The 2,689-nt window shown below is 74.2% G+C and carries 1 protein-coding gene and 1 pseudogene; both read left to right on the top strand.

Annotated features, from left to right (window positions below; genetic code table 11):
- A partial coding sequence (locus tag RIF68_RS33615; RefSeq protein WP_309055258.1) for an acyl carrier protein occupies window positions 1–526 on the top strand: 526 nt, incomplete at its 5' end.
- A gap of 93 nt (window positions 527–619) precedes the next feature.
- Window positions 620–2,689 (top strand): annotated as a pseudogene (locus RIF68_RS33610) (type I polyketide synthase); the annotation flags it as partial.

The raw sequence follows: 2,689 nt of genomic DNA, 5'->3' as shown, positions 1-2,689 counted from the left end.
CGAGGAGGCCTCGCTCGCCCAGCGGCTCGCCACCCTCGGGGCCGCCGAGCGGGAGCGCGCCCTCACCGACCTCGTACGGGCCCAGGTGGCCGGTGTCCTCGGACACGGCGACCCGAGCCGCATCGAGGCCGACCGGGCCTTCCAGGAGCTCGGCTTCGACTCCCTCACCGCCGTCGAGCTGCGCAACCAGCTGGGCCGGGCGACCGGACTGCGGCTGCCCACCACCCTCGTCTTCGACCACCCGTCGCCGCAGGCGCTCGCCGCCCACCTCCTGGGCGAACTCGCCGTCGAGGAGGCGTCGCCGGCCGATCCGGTCCTCACCCCGCTCGCCGGCCTCGAGGCGGCCATCGCCGCCGCCGCGCCGGACCAGGAGGCCCGCGACCTGATCACCGCACGGCTGAGGGAACTGCTCAAGGCGGCCGAAGGCGCCGGAGACCCCGGACGCCCCGAGGACACCGTCGACGACCAGGACCTCGAGACCGCCAGCGACGAGGAGCTGTTCGCGCTCCTGGACGAACTCGAATGACCCGCACCCGCACGGTGCGCGCCGCCGCCGCTTCCGGCGGCGGCGCGCAGCCGGCCATCGGACCCACCATCACCGGGGAGCTGAATTCACGTGGCTGACGAGGTACAACTCCGCGAATACCTCAAGAGGGCCATCGCCGACGCACGAGACGCCCGCAAGCGTCTCCGCGAGGTCGAGGACAAGGAGCAGGAGCCGATCGCCATCGTCTCCATGGCCTGCCGCTACCCGGGAGGCGTCTCCTCTCCCGAGGACCTGTGGGAGCTGGTCGCCGACGGCGTCGACGCCGTCTCCGACTTCCCCACCGACCGGGGCTGGGACCTGGAGCGCCTCTACGACCCCGACCCGGAGAAGGTCGGCACCTCCTACTCCCGTGAGGGCGGCTTCCTGTACGACGCCGACCTCTTCGACCCCGAGCTGTTCGGCATGTCGCCGCGCGAGGCGCTCGCCGCCGACCCGCAGCAGCGGCTCCTCCTGGAGACCGCCTGGGAGACCTTCGAGCGGGCCGGCATCGACCCGGTGTCGCTCAAGGGCACCCGCACCGGCGTCTTCGCCGGCGTCATGTACAACGACTACGGCTCCCGCCCGCACCTCCCCCCGGAGGGCTTCGAGGGCTACCTCTTCAGCGGCAGCGCCGGTTCCATCGCGTCGGGCCGCGTCGCCTACACGTACGGCCTGGAAGGCCCGGCCGTCACCGTCGACACCGCCTGCTCCTCCTCGCTCGTCGCCCTCCACCTGGCCGCGAACGCCCTGCGGCGCGGCGAGTGCGACCTCGCGCTGGCCGGCGGCGTCACCGTGATGTCGACGCCGGTCGCCTTCGTGGAGTTCTCCCGGCTGCGCGGCCTGGCCGCCGACGGCCGCAGCAAGTCCTTCTCGGCGGGCGCCGACGGCACCGGCTGGGCCGAGGGCGTGGGCCTGCTCCTCGTGGAGAAGCTGTCCGACGCGCGCCGCAACGGCCACCAGGTCCTCGCGGTCATCCGGGGCTCGGCCGTCAACCAGGACGGCGCGTCCAACGGCCTGACCGCCCCGAACGGTCCGGCGCAGGAGCGGGTCATCCGGCAGGCGCTCGCCAGCGCCGGCCTCACCCCGTCCGACGTGGACGCCGTCGAGGCGCACGGCACGGGGACGCGGCTCGGCGACCCGATCGAGGCGCAGGCCCTGCTCGCCACCTACGGCCAGGACCGCCCCGAGGACCGGCCGCTCTACCTCGGCTCGCTCAAGTCGAACATCGCCCACGCGCAGGCCGCGGCCGGGGTCGGCGGCATCATCAAGATGATCCAGGCCATGGACCACGGCATCCTGCCCCGCACCCTCCACGCCGATCAGCCGACCACGCACGTCGACTGGGACGCGGGCGCCATCTCCCTGCTCCACGAGGCCCGCCCGTGGCCGGAGACCGGAGCGCCGCGCCGCGCGGCCGTCTCCTCCTTCGGCTTCGGCGGCACCAACGCCCACGTGATCATCGAGGAGCCGCCGGCCGCCGAGACCGCGGAGGAGACCGGGGAGGCGGCGGCGACGGACCCGACGCTGCTCCCGGTCGTCCCGTGGACCGTCTCCGGCAAGACGGCGGACGCGCTCCGCGACCAGGCCCGCCGCCTGTACGCCCGCCTGACGGCCGACCTCGGCGTCTCCCCGCTGGACGTCGGCCACTCGCTGGCCACCGGCCGGGCCGTGCTCGACCACCGTGCGGTGATCACCGGCCGCGACCGGGGCGAACTCCTCGCGGGGGTGCGCGCCCTCGCGGAGGGCGGTACGGCTCCGGGCCTGGTGCGCGGTGAGAAGACCGGTGGCCGCCTCGGCTTCCTCTTCACCGGCCAGGGCGCCCAGCGCGCCGGCATGGCCCAGGAGCTGTACGCCACGTTCCCCGTCTTCGCCTCCGCCTTCGACGAGGTGGCCGGCCTGCTGGACGCGGGGCTGGGCGGTTCGGTCCGTGAGGTGATCGCCTCGGGTGAGGGTCTGGACGAGACGGGCTGGACGCAGCCTGCGCTGTTCGCGGTCGAGGTCGCTCTCTTCCGCCTGGTCGAGTCGTGGGGCGTGAAGCCGGACTTCGTGGCCGGTCACTCGATCGGTGAGATCGCCGCCGCGCACGTGGCGGGGGTGTTCTCGCTTCAGGACGCGGTACGGCTGGTGGTGGCGCGCGCCGGTCTGATGCAGGCGCTGCCGAAG

It is taken from the genome of Streptomyces sp. (genome assembly GCF_031178505.1).
Taxonomy (GTDB): Bacteria; Actinomycetota; Actinomycetes; order Streptomycetales; family Streptomycetaceae; genus Streptomyces; species Streptomyces gulbargensis.
Note: the sequence above shows the minus strand (reverse complement) of the source record. Positions and strands in the feature narration are given on the sequence as shown.